Origin of the sequence: Rhodococcus globerulus, assembly GCF_019334125.1 — a bacterium.
Classification (GTDB): Bacteria; Actinomycetota; Actinomycetes; order Mycobacteriales; family Mycobacteriaceae; genus Rhodococcus_F; species Rhodococcus_F globerula.
On record NZ_CP079698.1, the window covers coordinates 6,040,034 to 6,060,173 of the forward strand.

Consider the following 20,140-nt stretch of genomic DNA (forward strand, 5'->3'; position numbering starts at 1 on the left):
CCAGACTCCCAATTTCTAATCCGACAAAGTGAACATACCGTCCAGTTTAAAATCGGCGGTCATTACCGCTGTTTCACAGCGGTGTCGGACTCGCGGATTAGGGTGGAAAGATGCAGCCGGAATCAGTCCTAGTCCTCGACCTGGACCAAATCCGCGCTGTAGTCGGCACAACCACATTTCAACGCGGACTCGACTATTTCCGCCAAGGAGCCGTTCGCGAATTCGAGTGGGACGAGGCGACCCAGACTCTCGAAGGCGAGGTAATCGGCAACGAGGAGTACGTATCTACGGTCTTCCTCAGCCGGCGCACCCATAACAACACCACCAACGTCGCCACGATCCTCCGTGGCATTTGCACGTGCCCGGTGCGCATGAACTGTAAGCACGTCGCTGCCCTGGTCATAGCTGCCGCGGCGAGGTCCTCACAACCACCGGCGCCCAAGAACTGGGAAGACTCGATCCGGGCGTTACTTCGGCCGAATCCTGTCGAACGAGGCGCCAGTGATCTTGGCATTCAATTCACTCTGCGCACCAACGGCCCACGAAACCAACTACTGGTCAAACCCGTGCAACCAGGCGCGCGGGGATGGATTTCCGGGGGCCTCGCGTGGAACAAGCTGGGCAGCTTCCACCAACACCCGGCGCAACACATCCGGATACTCAATGACATCCACCTACTGATAAGTGCCAGGACGGCGTACCGCCACTACAACGCCACCGATTTCGATCTGGCGGACTTCCCCAGTCCTGGCCTGTGGGCGTTGCTCGCCGAGGCGCGCAATGCCGGCATCCCACTCCTCCATGCCAAGCCGAGCCTCGGACCAGTATTGATCGATGACGGAGTGGACGTGTGCATCGACGTGACGCACGGTCCGGACAACGGACTTCAGGTCACACCGCGCCCATTTTTCACGAACGACGGCGAGAGAACATCAGAGCCAACCCCACCGATCTGGGGAACAATCGGTAGCACTGTCCACGGCATCTACGCAGTCGACCACGACGGCAGAATCCGGTTGGCACCGCTGAACACCTCCGTCTCCCCCGCCCTCAAGGACTTCATCAACGCAGGCGACGCCATCGACGTGCCGGCAGAACACCGCGAAACCTTCACCTCCCGCTTCGCGGTCAGACTCAGCTCAATTGCCGACATCGTCTCCAGCGACAATTCGTACGCGTCACCCGAGATCAGCGGTCCGGTCCTTCACCTGCGAGCGAAGTACGGCGATGATCATCGTGTCGACCTGACGTGCGAGTGGCACTACACCATCGGGAACGATCGATTGACCGTAGGCGTGGGTGAACATCCCGGGTCACTCGACGGCCGCTCTCCAGCCAAGGAACAATCCATCCTCGACACCGTGAGCCCCCTGTTCGGCCCCTCCGACACCACTCGGCCACACACGCGAGAACTGGTCCACGGTTCATTGGCGGGCCTGGACACGATGCGATTCACACTCGATGTCCTTCCGTTGCTCCGTGACCATCCGGACGCTGACGTCACCATCGACGGGACACCAGCCAACTATCGCGCCACCGATGATTCGCTTGTCATCGGGCTCTCCACCAGCGCTTCGCCGGACAGCGTCGGATCGGACTGGTTCGACCTCGGGGTCACCGTCAACGCCGACGGCCAAGAAGTACCCTTTGCCGAAATCTTTGCCGCCCTCAGCATCGGCGCCACCGAACTGCTGTTGCCCGACGGCGCATACTTCAGCCTCGACAAACCCGAACTCCGTGAACTGCAACGCCTCATCGCGGAAGCACGCTCACTCCTCGACCGCCCCAACGGTCCGCTGCGAATCAGCAAGTTCCAAGCCGGACTCTGGGACGATCTCACGTCGCTCGGAATCGTCGAACATCAAGCAGCGCAGTGGAAAAAGCAGGTCGACGGGTTGCTCACCCATGCCTCCATCGACCACGTGGATGTCCCGTCGACATTGCTGGCCACATTGCGTCCCTATCAGGTCGACGGATTCCGGTGGCTCAATTTCCTTCTGGAACACGGACTCGGCGGAATACTGGCCGACGACATGGGGCTCGGCAAGACGCTTCAAACACTGGCGATGATTGCCCGTGCACGCCAATCCGATCCGGCGGCACCACCTTTTCTGATCGTTGCCCCGACCAGCGTTGTCTCCAACTGGAAATCCGAAATAGCCAGATTCACACCAGAACTCAGTACGGTCATCGTCACCGGGACACTCAAACGACAGAACCTCGATCTCACCGACATCGTTATCGGCGCCGACATCGTCATCACGTCGTACGCGTTGCTCCGCCTCGACTCCGACGCCTATTCTGCCAACAGCTGGTCCGGCCTCATCCTCGATGAAGCCCAGTTCGCAAAGAACCACAAATCCAAAGTCCACCAGTGCGCCCGAAAACTCGAGACGCCGTTCAAACTCGCCATCACCGGCACACCTATGGAGAACAACCTTTCCGAACTGTGGTCACTGCTTGCGATCACGGCTCCCGGACTCTTTCCGAATTCCGCCCACTTCACCGAACTGTACCGTCGGCCGATCGAAAATGGCGGGGACACAGCGCGATTGGAACAACTGCGCCGACGTGTCAAACCGTTGATGATCAGGCGCACCAAGGAGCAGGTGGTTCGCGACCTACCGGCAAAGCAAGAACAAGTACTCGAGATCGACCTCTACCCCAAGCATCGCGCGCTCTACGACACGCATCTCCAACGCGAACGCCAGAAGATCCTCGGCTTGCTGTCCGACGTCGACAAGAACCGTTTCACCATCCTCGCGTCACTGACACTACTTCGCCAACTCAGCCTCGACGCCTCGCTGATCGACGACAAGCACGCCACGATCCCGTCAGCCAAAGTCGACGCACTTCTCGAGCAATTGGACGACGTCATCGCCGGCGGACACCGCGCCTTGATCTTCAGTCAGTTCACCGGTTTCCTCAACGCCGTTCGCCGCCGCCTCGACGCCGATAACATCGAGCACTGCTATCTCGACGGCAGCACGCGCGACCGCGGCGACGTGTTGGAAAAGTTCAAAACCGGTGCTGCGCCAGTGTTTTTGATCAGTCTCAAAGCAGGTGGCTTCGGGCTCAACCTCACCGAGGCCGACTACTGTTTCATTCTCGATCCGTGGTGGAACCCCGCCACCGAAGCTCAAGCCGTGGACCGAGCACATCGCATCGGCCAAACCAAGAACGTGATGGTGTACCGCCTCATCGCCAAGGACACGATCGAAGACAAGGTGATGGCTCTCAAAGCCAAGAAATCCGCGCTGTTCGCCAGCGTGATGGACTCCGACGAGCTCCTCAGTTCCACTCTGGGCGCCGAAGACATCCGTTCGCTATTCGAGTGAACGCCAGGCTTGTCCCACCCCGTAATCTCGGGGAACGGTATGGTTATTTGTGAACGGACAACACAGAACTCACGAATGCGGATATCACCACATTCGAACGAGAGGAACCTGAATGGGCGTCACACTTGCCAAGGGCGGCAACGTATCTCTGTCGAAAGCAGCACCCAATCTGACCAAAATCGCTGTCGGACTTGGATGGGACGCACGAAGTACCAGTGGCGCTGACTTCGACCTTGATGCCAGTGCGTTGGTCACCGGCCCGGAACGCAAGGTACTTTCCGATCTTCACTTCGTGTTCTACAACAACCTACGGTCCCCTGACGGTGCCATCGAGCACACCGGCGACAACCTCACCGGCGAAGGCGACGGAGACGACGAGGTAATCAACATCGACCTCCCGGCGGTACCGCCCAACGTCACCAACATCTTCTTCCCGGTATCGATCCACGACGCCGACGCGCGCCTCCAATCCTTCGGCCAGGTCACCAATGCCTACATTCGCGTGGTCGACCTCTCCACCGGATCAGAGCTTGCTCGCTACGACCTGTCCGAAGATGCGTCCACAGAGACAGCCATGCTCTTCGGTGAGGTGTACCGGCACAACAACGAGTGGAAGTTCCGGGCAATCGGCCAGGGATACGCGTCAGGCCTAGCGGGCATCGCCCGTGACTACGGCGTCAACATCTGACATCGCGTCACGAACATGGGGTCCGAGCCTGAATCAGGCTCGGACCCCATGTTCGTTCCAGCGGTACTTTTAGCGCTGAAGGACTGCCCGCGCAAGATACTGCGCCCAGGGCATATCCGACGTCGAGATCATCCCTACCAGGTCGTATCCAATCGCGCCGACCAGATCGAGAACCTCGATCGTGGTGCCGGCAGACTTGCCCGGAATCGCAGGCTCTGCAACCAACACCGGGGACGATCGGATCTGGCCAAGAGTTCCCGCAACAAGGTGATGTCGATCCGACGGCTCCAGCCCCGCGGCAACAGCGAGCAGGACAAGAAGTTCAATCGCCCGCGCAGGTCCCGCCGACGCAACAGGAACCCCGTGGACAATGCAATTCCACAACACGTCTGCATCTGCACTCGCTGAACGCCCACGGCGAGTCAGGACAATCCGGCCCTTCAGCTTCCTGGCCAAACCCCAGCTTCGGAGCAGCACAAACAAACGCTGAGCCTTGGGAAGATTAACCGGGTCGAGTTCCGGCTGGTCCAGCGCCGCATCGACCGTCGACAGAAATGACTCGACATCGATTCCATCGTCACCGATCAACGTCAGCAACATCTGAAGCCGCGCGCCCACAGCAACACGTATCTGCGACGAAGACTCGGACCGATCATCGAGTCGCGCCATCGAAAAGACGTCATGCAACTCAGGTGCGCTGGCCGGCGCGAGCAATTCGAAAAGATTCCAGATATCGAAGGTGCGTGGGAACGACGCGATAGCGGACTCGCGCGCCACCGTTCCGACACAACGAGCCAAACGCTCGTTGACCTCCTCCAACACAAACTTATTCGGCTCGAAATCGGTTTGTGCCCACTCCAGAGTCCACTCCCGAGAGCGCAATTCCTCGGAAAGCAGCACCCGCAATAGTTGCTCGAATTCTTCAGGTCCCGCACATTCTTCGGGCGGGCACGCACCAACACCTTCGATGCACACCGCGGGTTTGTCCGCGGCCTCGTCGTCAACCGATTCGAGAGTCACAGAATGCCGCCAAGCACCGGCTCGTCCGTACCGGTACTGGATCATGTCACCGGGAGACATCAGAACTTCGTGAACGTGGACCTCGTTCTCGGCGACTGCGCTCTGGCCGCGGCTACGACGATCAGACACACGATTGCGCGGAGCGTATTCCAGAAAATCACCAGGAAACCGTGTGCCGATCTTCCGCCACGAATGTCCATGCATATCGTGCCAACCCATTGCCCGTTGAACTACGGCATGGAAATCGTCGAGCGTGAAATCGGAATCGACAATCAACCGCCGCGATATCTGCGTGGACACCTCTTCAAGCCGAATCGAGATTCGTAGACCTGCCGGCAATGAACCGCGCTGTGCACGCGAGTTCATCGAGGGATGTTCGGGCACAGCGGGAGTCTGCTGTGAAGCAGCGGGTTCTTGCTGATCCAATCCTGTCGGCACAAGTCGCAGGTGCGAGCCACTGGAGTTGCGGAGGCCAACCATAGCTGTTCACTATGCCACGAACTACTGACATCCCATGAGTTTTGTCGTCGCTACGTACCCTGTTTGCGGAGTTTTAACCCGCCAGTGATGGTGCGAACGGTACGTTCGGTCGATCCGAGGCGACGGGTGTACCGTTCGCTCGATCCCGGGGGGGGTGTTTCGGGGACACGAAAAAGCCCCCCAACAATGTTGGGGGGCTTTCTCAAGTTGTGTTCGGCGGTGTCCTACTCTCCCACACCCTGTCGAGTGCAGTACCATCGGCGCTGAAGGGCTTAGCTTCCGGGTTCGGAATGGGACCGGGCGTTTCCCCTTCGCTATGACCGCCGTAACTCTATGAAACTGTCACAGTAACCTCACTTTTTCGATCACCATGTGTTTCACCACCCGTCAACACCAATGTTTCTGGTGTTGGGGGATGGAGAAAACAAGGTTCTCTCAAAAGGTATCTGTGTGTTGTTTCAGATACCGCACAGTGGACGCGTAGCTTCTTTGTGGTAAGTCCTCGGCCTATTAGTACCAGTCACCTGCATACATTACTGTACTTCCAGTTCTGGCCTATCAACCCGGTGGTCTGCCGGGGGCCTTACCCCCTCGAGGGGGTGAGAAACCTCATCTTGGAACAGGCTTCCCGCTTAGATGCTTTCAGCGGTTATCCCTTCCGAACGTAGCTAACCAGCGGTGCTCCTGGCGGAACAACTGGCACACCAGAGGTTCGTCCGTCCCGGTCCTCTCGTACTAGGGACAGCCTTCCTCAAGTTTCTTACGCGCGCGGCGGATAGAGACCGAACTGTCTCACGACGTTCTAAACCCAGCTCGCGTGCCGCTTTAATGGGCGAACAGCCCAACCCTTGGGACCTACTCCAGCCCCAGGATGCGACGAGCCGACATCGAGGTGCCAAACCATCCCGTCGATATGGACTCTTGGGGAAGATCAGCCTGTTATCCCCGGGGTACCTTTTATCCGTTGAGCGACACCGCTTCCACTTGCCGGTGCCGGATCACTAGTCCCGACTTTCGTCCCTGCTCGACCTGTCAGTCTCACAGTCAAGCTCCCTTGTGCACTTGCACTCGACACCTGATTGCCAACCAGGCTGAGGGAACCTTTGGGCGCCTCCGTTACATTTTGGGAGGCAACCGCCCCAGTTAAACTACCCACCAGGCACTGTCCCTGAACCAGATCATGGTCCGAGGTTAGAGGTCCAATTCGATCAGAGTGGTATTTCAACAACGACTCCACGATAACTGGCGTCACCGTTTCACAGTCTCCCACCTATCCTACACAAACCGAACCGAACACCAATACCAAGCTGTAGTGAAGGTCCCGGGGTCTTTTCGTCCTGCCGCGCGTAACGAGCATCTTTACTCGTAATGCAATTTCGCCGAGTCTACGGTTGAGACAGCTGAGAAGTCGTTACGCCATTCGTGCAGGTCGGAACTTACCCGACAAGGAATTTCGCTACCTTAGGATGGTTATAGTTACCACCGCCGTTTACTGGGGCTTAAATTCTCAGCTTCGCTCCGAAGAACTAACCGGTCCTCTTAACCTTCCAGCACCGGGCAGGCGTCAGTCCGTATACATCGTCTTACGACTTCGCACGGACCTGTGTTTTTAGTAAACAGTCGCTTCTCACTGGTCTCTGCGGCCCCACCCAGCTCAGACAGTAAATGTCGTCACCAGACAGGGCCCCCCTTCTCCCGAAGTTACGGGGGCATTTTGCCGAGTTCCTTAACCATAGTTATCTCGATCGCCTTAGTATTCTCTACCTGACCACCTGTGTCGGTTTGGGGTACGGGCCGTGTGAAAGCTCGCTAGAGGCTTTTCTCGGCAGCATAGGATCACTGAATTCGCCTCAATCGGCTACGCATCACGTCTCAGGCTTATATGCGACCCGGATTTGCCTAGGTCACGCCCTACACGCTTACACCGGTATTACCACTGACCGGCCCAGCTACCTTCCTGCGTCACCCCATCGCTTGGCTACTACCAGATCAGGTCCCGTGCATCCACCAACTCGAGACCCGAAGGTCTTCTCGTGGCTTCAGGACGGTTAGTATCACTGATTCACCATGGGCGCGTTCACACGGGTACGGGAATATCAACCCGTTGTCCATCGGCTACGCCTGTCGGCCTCGTCTTAGGTCCCGACTCACCCTGGGCGGATTAACCTGGCCCAGGAACCCTTGGTCATTCGGCGGACGAGTTTCTCACTCGTCTTTCGCTACTCATGCCTGCATTCTCACTCGTGTGGCCTCCACGGCTAGGTCACCCTGCCGCTTCCATGGCCACACGACGCTCCCCTACCCATCCACACACCTGCCAGAAAATCCTTGGATCAACTGGGGGCTATTGCGTGAATGCCGCAGCTTCGGTGGTGTACTTGAGCCCCGCTACATTGTCGGCGCAGGATCACTTGACCAGTGAGCTATTACGCACTCTTTCAAGGGTGGCTGCTTCTAAGCCAACCTCCTGGTTGTCTTCGCGACCCCACATCCTTTTCCACTTAGTACACGCTTAGGGACCTTAGCTGGCGATCTGGGCTGTTTCCCTCTCGACTACGAACCTTATCGCCCGCAGTCTCACTGCCGCGCTCTCACTCACCGGCATTCGGAGTTTGGCTGATTTCGGTAAGCTTGTGGGCCCCCTAGACCATCCAGTAGCTCTACCTCCGGTGAGAAACACGCGACGCTGCACCTAAATGCATTTCGGGGAGAACCAGCTATCACGGAGTTTGATTGGCCTTTCACCCCTACCCACAACTCATCCCCTCAGTTTTCAACCTAAGTGGGTTCGGTCCTCCACGACGTCTTACCGTCGCTTCAACCTGGCCATGGGTAGATCACTCCGCTTCGGGTCTAGAGCATGCCACTATGATCGCCCTATTCGGACTCGCTTTCGCTACGGCTACCCCACACGGGTTAACCTCGCGACATGCCACTAACTCGCAGGCTCATTCTTCAAAAGGCACGCCATCACCCCCCACACCGAAGTGTGCAAAGGCTCTGACGGATTGTAAGCGCACGGTTTCAGGTACTATTTCACTCCCCTCCCGGGGTACTTTTCACCTTTCCCTCACGGTACTAGTCCGCTATCGGTCACCAGGGAGTATTCAGGCTTATCGGGTGGTCCCGACAGATTCACACCAGATTTCACGGGCCCGGTGCTACTTGGGTTTCCATTACAACAGTCACAAAGTTTTCGTGTACGGGATTCTCACCCTCTACGACAGGCCGTTCCAGACCACTTCCACTAACCTCATGATTTCTTACTGTTGGCCAACACGGCAGTATTGACAAAATGAACCCCACAACCCCACGAATGCAACACCTGCCGGCTATCACACACCCATGGTTTAGCCTCTTCCGCTTTCGCTCGCCACTACTCACGGAATCACGGTTGTTTTCTCTTCCTGTGGGTACTGAGATGTTTCACTTCCCCACGTTCCCTCCACACGCCCTATATATTCAGGCGCGGGTAACACGACATCACTCGTGCTGGGTTTCCCCATTCGGACATCCTCGGATCACAGCTCGGTTGACAGCTCCCCGAGGCTTATCGCAGCCTCCTACGTCCTTCATCGGCTCCTGGTGCCAAGGCATCCACCGTACGCTCTTCATTACTTACAACAAAGATGCTCGCGTCCACTGTGCAGTTCTCAAACAACACACAAACAACCACATTCACGTTGACACCAACACCCACCACAGTGGACCGGTATGACAACTTGCAGTTATTTGTCGTTACTTCCTAGAGAGGAAACACTCACGTGTTCTCTCAGGACCCAACAGTATGTCGATATAATTTGTTCTCCCACCAGCACTGAGGCCGGCAGTAATGAAAACGAATGCTTGTCAGCGTCCACCCATGAGCAACCACCGTTCCACATACGGGAACGAAATGGCCTCTGCTTTCCTCAACCACACCTGTGTGCGGCGAGCGAAAGAGATGCTCCTTAGAAAGGAGGTGATCCAGCCGCACCTTCCGGTACGGCTACCTTGTTACGACTTCGTCCCAATCGCCGATCCCACCTTCGACGGCTCCCTCCCACAAGGGGTTAAGCCACCGGCTTCGGGTGTTACCGACTTTCATGACGTGACGGGCGGTGTGTACAAGGCCCGGGAACGTATTCACCGCAGCGTTGCTGATCTGCGATTACTAGCGACTCCGACTTCACGGGGTCGAGTTGCAGACCCCGATCCGAACTGAGACCAGCTTTAAGGGATTCGCTCCACCTCACGGTCTCGCAGCCCTCTGTACTGGCCATTGTAGCATGTGTGAAGCCCTGGACATAAGGGGCATGATGACTTGACGTCGTCCCCACCTTCCTCCGAGTTGACCCCGGCAGTCTCTTACGAGTCCCCACCATAACGTGCTGGCAACATAAGATAGGGGTTGCGCTCGTTGCGGGACTTAACCCAACATCTCACGACACGAGCTGACGACAGCCATGCACCACCTGTATACCGACCACAAGGGGGGCCGTATCTCTACGGCTTTCCGGTATATGTCAAACCCAGGTAAGGTTCTTCGCGTTGCATCGAATTAATCCACATGCTCCGCCGCTTGTGCGGGCCCCCGTCAATTCCTTTGAGTTTTAGCCTTGCGGCCGTACTCCCCAGGCGGGGCGCTTAATGCGTTAGCTACGGCACGGATTCCGTGGAAGGAACCCACACCTAGCGCCCACCGTTTACGGCGTGGACTACCAGGGTATCTAATCCTGTTCGCTACCCACGCTTTCGTTCCTCAGCGTCAGTTACTGCCCAGAGACCCGCCTTCGCCACCGGTGTTCCTCCTGATATCTGCGCATTTCACCGCTACACCAGGAATTCCAGTCTCCCCTGCAGTACTCAAGTCTGCCCGTATCGCCTGCAGGCTCACAGTTGAGCTGTGAGTTTTCACAAACGACGTGACAAACCGCCTACGAACTCTTTACGCCCAGTAATTCCGGACAACGCTTGCACCCTACGTATTACCGCGGCTGCTGGCACGTAGTTAGCCGGTGCTTCTTCTGCAGGTACCGTCACTTGCGCTTCGTCCCTGCTGAAAGAGGTTTACAACCCGAAGGCCGTCGTCCCTCACGCGGCGTCGCTGCATCAGGCTTTCGCCCATTGTGCAATATTCCCCACTGCTGCCTCCCGTAGGAGTCTGGGCCGTGTCTCAGTCCCAGTGTGGCCGGTCACCCTCTCAGGTCGGCTACCCGTCGTCGCCTTGGTAGGCCATTACCCCACCAACAAGCTGATAGGCCGCGGGCCCATCCTGCACCGATAAATCTTTCCACCACCCACCATGCGATAGGAGGTCATATCCGGTATTAGACCCAGTTTCCCAGGCTTATCCCGAAGTGCAGGGCAGATCACCCACGTGTTACTCACCCGTTCGCCGCTCGTGTACCCCGAAAGGCCTTACCGCTCGACTTGCATGTGTTAAGCACGCCGCCAGCGTTCGTCCTGAGCCAGGATCAAACTCTCCGTTGAAGACTCTAGATATCGCTCACCCGAAAGCAAGCTAAATCAGTCATAGACAAAAAGAGTCAAATCACTAGCAAAAAAACTCAACTAGCAAAAAATGTGTCGGCAACCATTCAGACGGAAGAATGAACAATCACCAACGAAAAATACTCACACCCCGAACATCAGAACCGAAACCCGAAGGCCCGGAACATCATTCGACATGCGAAGTACCAAAATAATTTGGCACTGACATTCATCGACACACTGTTGAGTTCTCAAAGAACACGCGCACACCATCACCGCGACCTTCAGGCCACTCGCTCCGGGGCAACTTTTCCAGCCTATCCGATTCTCTGCACCGGCGCAAACCGGGCTGATCTTCGAAACTAACTGGAGTGTTCGCCAGGCACTTCGTACAACCTCGTGTCACTCACCCTCGCAGGTGGGAGTCGGTGTCCGTGTCGCTCTGACTTGGAATAAGTTACGCGAAGATCAACACAACACCAAATCGCCTGGTCACAGCGCTGCGAATAGTTAACAGAGGGAAATACTCACCAAGATCCCCGCTCCCCCGATGATTTTCTGCGTCTCGGATGGTCTGCATCTGTGAAAGGAACCAAACAACAGCGGTTCCACCCGACAGCAAGGAGTACCTGATGTCCCGACTGCTCTTCGTCAACATGCCTGTGAAGGATGTTTCCGCCACCCGTTCTTTCTTTGCCGGGCTCGGCTTCGAGTTCAACGACATGTTCAGTGACGAGAACACCGTGTCGATGATCGTCAGCGATGCGGCGACTGTCATGTTCCTGAACGAGCCCCGATTCGGCGACTTCATCGCGGACGACATCTGTGACACGTCGAAAGCCCGCGAAGCACTCATGTGCATCTCTGCCGAGAGCAGAGAAGAGGTGGACAGCTTTGTCGATGCGGCCATCGCGGCCGGCGGCACCAAGTGGATGGAGCCTCAGGATCACGGCTTCATGTACGGACGTGCATTCCGCGACCTCGACAATCACGTCTGGGAGGTCATGTGGATGGACCCGGCTGCGGCAAATCCCCAGTAGCGGCGAATCCGCAGTAAGACTGCAACCGTCAGGGGTTGTGCGCGGGTTTCGCGTGCAACCCCTGTTTTATTACAGCTCGGCTGGTAGACCGAACCTGGGGAACAGACTGAGATCGAAGAAGCAGGTCACATGCGATATCCCCGACTCGGTAACGTCGAGAACATGCAGCTGGAAGGCATGGTGAATACCGTCCTCCTGACGCATGTAGAGCCCGAACGCCGGCTGACCGTTGGCCGATGTAGGTAGTAGACGCATTGCCCCTGGCCCGTCGGCCGGGCATTTGTCCCCGATGAGCTGGCCGATCGCCTCGGGGCCGCGGTACCAACCCTCGAACGGCGGCATCTCCCAGACCGCGTCGCGCGTGAACAGCGCGACGATGGCGTCGACGTCGTAGCTCTCGAAGCTACGGACGTATTCACGCAGCAATGTTCGCGCTTCCCCGGAACTGGGTTCGATGAGAGTGTCTTCGGTAGGCGCGATATTGCTGATCTGTGCGCGCGCTCGTTGTAGAACGCTGTTGACCGCGGTCGTGGTGGTATCGAGAGCTTCGGCCACCTCTGCCGCTTTCCACTGCAACACGTCGCGCAACACCAACACTGCTCGCTGCCTCGGAGAGAGATGCTGCAGCGCCGCGATCAGAGCCAGTCGCACGGAATCTCGCTGCACCACCATGACGGCCGGATCGTTCACATCACCCAACGACGAGTCGGCAATAGGTTCGAGCCACGCGATCTCGCTGCGCTCGATCAACTCGTCGGATGGATCCGAACTGGGCGCACCCAACCCTGTCGGAAGTGGTCGCTTGGCGCGCCCTTCCAAGGCGGTCAAACACGTATTCGTCGCGATACGATAAAGCCAGGTTCGAAACGACGATTGGCCGCGGAAACCGTCGAACCCCCGCCACGCGCGGATGAATGTTTCCTGGACCTGGTCCTCAGCATCATGGATGGAACCCATCATGCGATAGCAGTGCGCCAGAAGCTCTCGCCGATACGGATCGGCAAGTGTCAGAAAATCGCTGTCCAACGCCTGATCGACTGTCATTTCCTCAGACTAGTTGCCAAAGCCGAGATACACAGGAGGACTCGAGGCAACAATGCATGTCATTTCCTGCCCCACAAACGAGAGGTTCCTATGCACGACACCACATCGATCAGCCGCACTTTCGACGCTATCGCTCTCAAAGAGATGGACCCAGCACTCCTTGCGCTCGCAGTCTTGGAGGCAGCGGAGCGGGCGTCCATTTCCGTCGAAGCCTTGCAGCAAGCGATGAATGTAGCCGCGCTCGCTCACATCGACCAGAACCGCAAGAACGGAATCAAAAACCCGGAGGACCCCTATATCGTCCACCCGTTGCGCAATGTTCTCAGGCTCCTCCGATACGGATGCGTCGATGCCGACGTTCTGGCGGCCACGGCTCTCCACGACACGGTGGAAGATCAACCCCGCGCCGTCATCGAACTGTTGTCCGGCCACCCGACCTCCGAAGAGGACAAATCCTTACTCCAACAGTTGGCATCACAGGCCATTTCGAATACCTTCGGCAGTCGAGTAGCGAATATCGTTGCAGCCGTTACTAATCCGATCAACGACAGTCAAGATGGAAATGCTGTCAGTTATCAGGATCATGTCGTGGCGGCAATTGAAGATCCCGCCGTATTTCTCGTCAAATTCAGCGATTTCGTCGACAACGCGGGCAGCGTGAAGCATCTCGGCGAGCCGACGCGAACAAGGCTGTCCGCCAAGTACGCCCCCCTGGTCCGGTATTTCCGCACGGGGGCAAGCACACTCGGTAACCAGTTGAATCTTCCCCAGTCCGGACTTGACGACATCACTCACCATCTCGACGAACTGGAGGCTCGACTTCCGGTCGAGAGCTCAGATCCCCGCGAGCCCGAAAGCACTTCTACAGCAACGTAACTGGCAGTCATCGCAGTGAGGCCTGGGTTGAACCCTTGCCGCGAGTCACTCGGGGCCGCGCCGGGGTAGATCCGATTAAACCTGTGAGACGCAATTTCCTTGCTCTGCATTTGCGTGGCGTTAACGTACTCGCCAGTAGTACCGACGGGTAACACTGGCCAGTAGCATAGGGCAAATTCAAAACTACTGCGCCAGAATCGAATTTGTTACCCACGAGTATTCGTTTTCGGCCCCGACTCGGCGCTCCGTGATCCGCATCACAACGCCGAAAGTGTCTGTGGCACAGCCAATTAAACGATAAGCGTTACCGCAGTTCACGTTGACTAATATTCTTGAATTCGCCCAGGTGACATGTGGGCGCACATACTGCATCCTTAGATAAACCAGGGACTCCCTGGAGGCAGAAACACTATGTTGCTATTTCGTGATTGGAGCGGTTCTGAGTCCATGCCACAGGCGTGACGCGTGCACTCGGCGTCACCGGACTCACGAACCCACATGGCAAACACCTGCAGATGCGTATCCGGGGGCTAGCAATTCGCATCACCGCAGTTTTTGTCACAGCAGCAGTGCCCACAACCCGGAGCAAGTCAAAACCACAGCATGACGGTATGTGACGCACGATCAGCCCATATCGCGTCGTACGCGACGTATGAATCTCATCAAGGACGGTGGCAGTGACAATGTTCAAACGAATCGCAGTGGTCAATCGAGGTGAGGCCGCAGTCCGCCTGATCAGGGCAGTACGCGAACTGAATGCTGAACACGACTACGGCATTCGCGTCATTGCACTGCACACAGAGGCCGAGCGTCGGGCCATGTTCGTTCGCCAGGCAGACGAGGGCGTAACGCTGCGCAGCACCGGGACCGGCAGCCCGTATCTCGACTACGTCGAACTCGAACGGGCGTTGCTGGCAGCCAAGGCCGACGCAGTCTGGGTCGGCTGGGGCTTTGTCGCCGAAGACCCGGCCTTCGCGGAGATCGTGGCAAAACTTGGCATCACGTTCATCGGCCCCAGTGCCGACGCCATGCGACTGCTCGGCGACAAGGTTGCCGCAAAGATCCTCGCCGAGAAGGTCGGCGTCCCCGTCGCGCCGTGGAGCGGTGGACCAGTCGACACGCGCGCCGACGCTCGTCGCCACGCACAGGCCATCGGCTACCCGCTGATCATCAAGGCTCGCAGTGGCGGTGGTGGACGTGGAATCCGCAAGGTCTGGGCCGAGGACGAACTCGAAGTTGCACTCGAGCGCACACAGGGTGAGGCCGAACGTTCCTTCGGCGATCCGGTCGTCTTCCTCGAACGCCTGGTCACCGACGCACGCCACGTCGAGGTGCAGATCATCGCCGACAACCACGGCAATGTCTGGGCCCCCGGCGTCCGCGACTGCTCGATTCAGCGTCGCAACCAGAAGGTCATCGAGGAATCTGCCTCCCCCGTCCTGACCGAAGAGCAGTCGGATCACCTCAAAGAGGTGTCGGCCGAACTCGTCAAGGCTGCGGGATACCAGGGCGCAGGCACTGTCGAGTACCTGTACCAGCCCGAGAACAAGCTGTTCACGTTCCTCGAGGTCAACACGCGCCTGCAGGTCGAGCACCCCATCACCGAGGTCACCACGGGCATCGACCTGGTCAAGCTGCAGATCCTTGTTGCCAGCGGTGAGGAATTGGTCGGCGATTGCCCTCCCGCATTCGGCCACGCCGTCGAGGCTCGTCTCAACGCCGAAGACGCCGACAACGATTTTGCGCCGGCACCCGGCACCGTCCAGTTGCTGAAGTTCCCCCTCGGCTCGGGTATCCGCGTCGACACCGGAATCGCAGCAGGCGACGTCATTCCTCCCGACTACGACTCGATGGTCGCCAAGGTCATCGCCTGGGGACGCACCCGCCCGGAAGCCCTCGCACGCCTGCGCACAGCGTTGCGGGAAACCACCGTCGTACTCGACGGTGGCACCACTACCAAGTCGTTCCTCCTCGATCTTCTCGATCGCGACGAGGTCATCTCGGCGTCCGCCGACACCGGTTGGCTGGACCGCACCGGCGCTCTGGATTCCACGACGCGTCGCGCCGACGTCGCGCTTGTCGCCACCGCGATCGACGCCTACGACGCCGAGGAATCGCTCGAGCGCGCAGCATTCCTCGCGTCCGCCCGTGGTGGCCGTCCCCGCGCCAACCACGCGATCGGCCGCACGGTCGAGCTGAATTACCAGGGTCAGGCGTACAAGCTGACCGTCGGCCGTACCGGTCCGCACAGCTATCGCGTCGACGGCGATGCCGGTGATGTCGAGGTGGACGTCGATCGGCTCGGCGACTTCGAGTCACGCCTTGTCATCGGTGATCGACGTTTCCACATCGTCTCCGTCGCAAGCCCGTCGCGCTACCTCGTCGAGGTCGACGGCATCAGCCACCAGATCAGCCAGGACGACGCCGGTGTTGTCCGCGCGCCCGCTCCCGCTGTGGTTGTCGCAGTGCCGGTTTCCGTCGGTGACGACGTCGAAGCCGGTTCTACCCTTGTGGTTCTCGAATCCATGAAGATGGAAACCGCGGTTCGCGCGCCGTATGCCGGAAAGGTCCGCGAGGTCCTTGCGACGGTCAACTCGCAGGTCGACGCGGGAGCACCGCTGCTGCGTGTCGATCAGGTAGGCGACGAAGCTGTCACCGAGAAGGCTCCGCGCGTCGAATTCGATCTGTCCGCTTCGACTTCCGGTTCGGACACCCGCTCCGACGCCCTGGCCCAGCTCGAAGCCCTGACCGCGATGATCAGCGGTTACGACGTCAGCGGCAAGCATGCCAATGCGGTTCTCGCCGAGTACGACGCACTGCGCAGCGCTCTCGAGTCGGAAGATCGCGAACTGGTGCAGGCGGAACTTGCCGTTCTGACGACGTTTGCCGATATCTGCGAGCTCTCCCGCAACAAGCCCACGTCAGGCGAGACGGAGAAGGACGAGTCCGTCCACAGCCCGCGCGAGCATTTCCACACGTTCCTGCATTCGCTGGACGTCGAACGTGAGGGCGTCCCGGCGTCGTTCCGCACTCGCCTCGAGCGCGCCCTGCGCCACTACGACGTCACCGATCTCGACGATCGTGTCGCCGTCGAAGAAGCTGTCTACCGACTCTTCCTCGCATTGCAGCGCATGGAAGCCCAGATCCCGGTCATCGCAGCACTTCTCGAAGGCTGGCTCGCCGGCGACAAGGCTCCCGGCTGCTCGGCGCAGGAACTGAACGAGGTCCTCGACCGGCTGATCGTGGCAACGCAGGTGCGCTTCCCGGTTATCGGTGACGTCGCCCGCAACCTTCGATTCCGGTTCTTCGACGAGCCGCGCATCCGCAAGGTTCGCGAAGACGTGTACGACGGTGTGCGCGGAAACATCGCGTACCTCGAAGAGCAGCCGGACGCTGCAGACCGCGCCAAGCGGATCGCCAATCTCGTGGCAACGCCGGAACCGCTGCTCGATCTCTTGGGCCGCAAGATCGGTCTGGGTAGCCGTGACGGCGGACCGTTGGTCGAGGTCATCACGCGCCGCTACTACAAGATTCACTCCTTCGAGGACGTGCGGGCATTCGAGCATGTCGACCGCCGCTTTGTCACCGGTAACTTCGACCTCAAGGGTGACGGCCTCCATCTGGTCTCGACCGTGGCCGAATTCGACGCTCTCGGAACCGCTCTCGACGACGTCACCACGATCGCGCAGGACGCCCCGGCCGGTCGCGGTCTGGTGATCGACATCTACCTCGACTGGCCGAACCAGCCGGCCGACGGTGACACGCTTGTCGAAACACTCCGAACTGCGCTCTCTCGCAACGAGACCGTCAACCGCTCACGCCGCGTGACGGTCATCGTCTGCAACCCGAACGGTGATCCGGTCCGCTGGGTCACATTCCGTCCCGTTGACGGAGAACTGGTCGAGGACCAGATCATTCGCGACATGCACCCGTTGACCGGTCAGCGTCTCGACATGTGGCGTCTGAAGAACTTCAACGGCAAGCGCCTTCCCGCCCCGGAGAACACCTACCTGTTCCACCTCTCCGCCAAGGAAAACCCGTCGGACGAGCGTCTGATCGCGCTGGCCGAGATTCGCGACGTGACACCGCAACTCGACGACGAGGGCCGGATGGTTGCGCTTCCCGCAATCGAACGCACCCTCGCCGCGTGCCTCGACGGTATCCGCCGCGCCCAGAGCCAACGCGGCGACAAGCGTCGGCTTGCCGCCAACCGGGTTGTTCTCTACGTGTGGCCTCTTGCGGACGTTCCCGCTGATCGATTCTCCGTGATCGCACAGAACGCCGCCCGCCTCACTGTCGGCGCCGGAATCGAAGAGATCACCCTGATCACGCGTCTCAAGGATCCCAAGGGCGGAGCGCCCGAAGAAGTTGCGTTGCGCTTCTCGTACCGCGCCGGCGCCGGAGTGGTCATCAACAAGACCACCCCGCCCACCGAGCCGCTGCTCCCCCTCGACTCCTACGCCCAGAAGGTGCAGAGCTCACGCGCTCGCGGCACCGTCTACCCGTACGAACTGGTGCCACTCCTCACCGGCAACAAGGGCACGTTTGTCGAGCACGATTTCGACGACGCCGGAGTTCTGGCTCCCGTCGACCGCCCGTTCGGCCTCAACAAGGCCGGAATTGTTGTCGGACTTGTCAACACGCCGACGCCTCGCTACCCCGAGGGCATGACACGCGTCGCACTGTTCGGTGATCCCACGAAAGCGCTGGGAACTGTTGCCGAGGCCGAGTGCTCCCGCGTTGTCGCTGCCATCGACCTGGCGGAAAAGCTGAACGTGCCCGTCGAGTGGTTTGCACTGTCCTCCGGTGCCACCATCTCCATGGACAGCGGTACCGAGAACATGGACTGGGTCTCACGCGGCTTGCGCCGGATCATCACGTTCACCCAGAACGGCGGCGAGATCAACATCGTTGTCACCGGCATCAACGTCGGCGCGCAGCCGTACTGGAACGCCGAAGCCACGATGCTCATGCACACCAAGGGCATTCTGGTGATGACCCCGGACAGCGCCATGGTTCTGACCGGCAAGCAGTCACTGGACTACTCCGGTGGCGTCTCGGCTGAAGACAACTTCGGCATCGGCGGCTACGACCGCGTCATGGGCCCCAACGGCCAGGCACAGTACTGGGCACCCGACCTCACGGCCGCGTGCGAAATCCTGTTCCGCCACTACGCGCACTCGTACCTCGCTCCCGGAGAACGCTTCCCGCGTCGGGCGAACACAGCCGACCCGGTCGACCGTGACGTGCGTAGTTTCCCGCACACCCACCCGTCGAGCGACTTCGAGACCGTCGGCGACGTCTTCTCGTCCGTCAAGAACCCGGATCGCAAGAAGCCCTTCGACATTCGGACGGTCATGCGTTCGGTGGTCGACCAGGACCACTCCGTGCTCGAGCGGTGGGCCGACATGGCCGGCGCAGACACCTCCGTGGTGATCGACGCGCACCTCTCCGGATACCCGGTCACCGTTGTCGGCATCGAGTCTCGCGCAATTCCGCGTAAGGGACACTTCCCCGCCGACGGTCCGGACACCTGGACGTCGGGAACGCTGTTCCCGAACTCGTCGAAGAAGACGGCCCGCGCCATCAACGCTGCAAGTGGCAACCGTCCGATCGTGGTGCTGGCCAACCTGTCCGGCTTCGACGGCTCCCCCGAGTCGCTGCGCAACATTCAGCTGGAATACGGCGCCGAGATCGGCCGGGCCATCGTCAACTTCGACGGCCCGATCGTGTTCTGCGTCGTCTCCCGCTACCACGGTGGCGCGTTTGTGGTGTTCTCCGGAGCACTCAACGACAACATGGAAGTTCTGGCCGTGGAAGGATCGTTTGCGTCCGTCCTCGGCGGCGCACCCGCCGCAGCGGTGGTGTTCACTCGCGACGTGAACACCCGCACCAACAAGGACCCGAAGGTTCAGCAGCTGGAATCGGATCTTGCCGCAGCGAAGGACGACACCGAAAAGGCACGCCTGCGAGTCGAACTGAGTGCCCAGCGCATCGCAGTGCGCTCCGACAAGCTCGGCGAGGTGGCAGCGGAGTTCGAGGCCATCCACAACATCCAGCGCGCCCGTGAGGTCGGATCGGTGGATGCGATCGTGCCTGCCGCCGAACTGCGTCCGCAGATCATCGCGGCCGTCGAGCGTGGCATGAAGCGCGCAGTCGCGCAGCAGTAATCACAGCAGACA

At 59.2% G+C, this 20,140-nt stretch carries 7 protein-coding genes and 3 rRNA genes; 5 read left to right on the forward strand and 5 right to left on the reverse strand.

Annotation, left to right across the window (positions count from 1 at the left end):
• The first annotated feature begins 110 nt into the window (after positions 1–110).
• Both KYT97_RS27490 and KYT97_RS27495 read left to right on the forward strand, forming a co-directional pair.
• Entirely contained in the window at positions 111–3,338 is a 3,228-nt protein-coding gene (locus KYT97_RS27490; protein WP_219111282.1) for a DEAD/DEAH box helicase, read from the forward strand.
• Positions 3,339–3,450: 112 nt separating this feature from the next.
• Positions 3,451–4,026: a TerD family protein gene (locus KYT97_RS27495; RefSeq protein WP_033235982.1), complete on the forward strand. Its 576-nt coding sequence runs from the start codon at positions 3,451–3,453 to the stop codon at positions 4,024–4,026.
• A gap of 69 nt (positions 4,027–4,095) precedes the next feature.
• Here KYT97_RS27495 and KYT97_RS27500 read toward each other — a convergent pair whose 3' ends face one another.
• The 4 genes from KYT97_RS27500 to KYT97_RS27515 all read right to left on the reverse strand — a co-directional run bounded on the left by KYT97_RS27500 (position 4,096) and on the right by KYT97_RS27515 (position 10,998).
• Complete coding sequence (locus KYT97_RS27500) at positions 4,096–5,412, reverse strand: plasmid pRiA4b ORF-3 family protein (RefSeq protein ID WP_219111284.1); 1,317 nt, start codon at positions 5,410–5,412, stop codon at positions 4,096–4,098.
• 325 nt (positions 5,413–5,737) lie between these two features.
• Positions 5,738–5,854, reverse strand: a 5S ribosomal RNA gene (gene rrf, locus KYT97_RS27505).
• A 162-nt stretch (positions 5,855–6,016) separates the two neighbouring features.
• Positions 6,017–9,150 (reverse strand): 23S ribosomal RNA (locus KYT97_RS27510).
• 330 nt (positions 9,151–9,480) lie between these two features.
• Positions 9,481–10,998 (reverse strand): 16S ribosomal RNA (locus KYT97_RS27515).
• The 16S, 23S and 5S rRNA genes sit together here, the layout of an rRNA operon.
• A gap of 632 nt (positions 10,999–11,630) precedes the next feature.
• Here KYT97_RS27515 and KYT97_RS27520 point away from each other — a divergent pair.
• Positions 11,631–12,038 carry a VOC family protein gene (locus tag KYT97_RS27520; protein WP_033236742.1) on the forward strand — a complete coding sequence of 136 codons (408 nt, stop codon included), beginning with the start codon at positions 11,631–11,633 and terminating at the stop codon, positions 12,036–12,038.
• Between the two features lie 69 nt (positions 12,039–12,107).
• Here KYT97_RS27520 and KYT97_RS27525 read toward each other — a convergent pair whose 3' ends face one another.
• Positions 12,108–13,082, reverse strand: coding sequence for a sigma-70 family RNA polymerase sigma factor (locus KYT97_RS27525; protein ID WP_033236741.1), 975 nt, complete (start codon positions 13,080–13,082; stop codon positions 12,108–12,110).
• 90 nt (positions 13,083–13,172) lie between these two features.
• Here KYT97_RS27525 and KYT97_RS27530 point away from each other — a divergent pair, with 90 nt between their 5' ends.
• Positions 13,173–13,958 (forward strand): HD domain-containing protein, encoded by a 786-nt coding sequence (locus tag KYT97_RS27530; protein ID WP_072782835.1) that lies wholly within the window; start codon positions 13,173–13,175, stop codon positions 13,956–13,958.
• Positions 13,959–14,641: 683 nt separating this feature from the next.
• Positions 14,642–20,128 (forward strand): ATP-binding protein, encoded by a 5,487-nt coding sequence (locus tag KYT97_RS27535; RefSeq protein WP_219113158.1) that lies wholly within the window; start codon positions 14,642–14,644, stop codon positions 20,126–20,128.
• Positions 20,129–20,140: the final 12 nt, after the last annotated feature.

What these genes read in the sequence shown, in the direction of transcription:
- KYT97_RS27490 (WP_219111282.1), top strand. Translation starts at nt 111, where the DNA reads ATGCAGCCGGAATCAGTCCTAGTCCTCGACCTGGACCAAATCCGCGCT.
- KYT97_RS27495 (WP_033235982.1), top strand. Translation starts at nt 3,451, where the DNA reads ATGGGCGTCACACTTGCCAAGGGCGGCAACGTATCTCTGTCGAAAGCA.
- KYT97_RS27500 (WP_219111284.1), bottom strand. Translation starts at nt 5,412, where the DNA reads ATGAACTCGCGTGCACAGCGCGGTTCATTGCCGGCAGGTCTACGAATC.
- KYT97_RS27520 (WP_033236742.1), top strand. Translation starts at nt 11,631, where the DNA reads ATGTCCCGACTGCTCTTCGTCAACATGCCTGTGAAGGATGTTTCCGCC.
- KYT97_RS27525 (WP_033236741.1), bottom strand. Translation starts at nt 13,082, where the DNA reads ATGACAGTCGATCAGGCGTTGGACAGCGATTTTCTGACACTTGCCGAT.
- KYT97_RS27530 (WP_072782835.1), top strand. Translation starts at nt 13,173, where the DNA reads ATGCACGACACCACATCGATCAGCCGCACTTTCGACGCTATCGCTCTC.
- KYT97_RS27535 (WP_219113158.1), top strand. Translation starts at nt 14,642, where the DNA reads ATGTTCAAACGAATCGCAGTGGTCAATCGAGGTGAGGCCGCAGTCCGC.